The following is a 644-nucleotide window of genomic DNA, read 5'->3' as shown; positions in this document are numbered from 1 at the left end:
TCCGCGGGCTTCGTCATTCGAGCGGCCAGCTCGCGGGCGCGCGAGACGTAGTCGGGGGAGAGGATCTGGCGCAGGTCGGCCACCAGCGACTCACGCGTGGTTTTGGAAAACGGGCGGGCGACACCGACTTTCAACCGATCCACCTGTGCTGCCCAGATCTTTTGATCGCTCATGCTCCAGAGGCTCAATGTGGGCACTCCGGCGCGCAGGCCCGCGGCCGTGGTGCCCGCGCCGCTGTGGTGCACCACGGCCCGGCAAGCGGGAAAGACCGCCGCGTAATTGACCGCGCCCACTACCTTGACGTGGTCCGAATTAGCGCCGCCGCTGAAATCGGTTTTGCCAGAGCACACTAACGCCCGCTCGCCCAGCTCCGCGCAGGCCTCGCCGATCATGGTGATCGTCTCGGCGGGCGAATCGACCGTTGTGCTGCCAAAGCCGAAGCAGATCGGCGGTGTTCCCGCAGCGATCCACGATGCGACTTCGTCGTCGACATCCGTGGTCAGCTCCATGGTCAGCGTCCCGACAAACGGCCGTAGGCCGTCCCATTTCGCCCATTCGTCCGCCAGTCCGGGAAAGCAAACCTCGTCGTACGCTTGGATTTCCAGCGACTCTCGCTGGGCGATCCGGCGCGGCGAGGGATGCGT

General features: G+C 65.7%; 1 protein-coding gene. It reads right to left on the bottom strand.

Annotation, left to right across the window (positions count from 1 at the left end; all coding sequences use genetic code 11):
• Positions 1-644: glycosyltransferase (locus A5709_RS12030; RefSeq protein ID WP_369827314.1), on the bottom strand; the 644-nt coding region annotated here is incomplete at both ends.

This window comes from Mycobacterium sp. E1386 (genome assembly GCF_001672745.1).
Taxonomy (GTDB): Bacteria; Actinomycetota; Actinomycetes; order Mycobacteriales; family Mycobacteriaceae; genus Mycobacterium.
The sequence above is the reverse complement of the archived record's forward strand: the minus strand, read 5'-3'. Positions and strand labels throughout refer to the sequence as shown.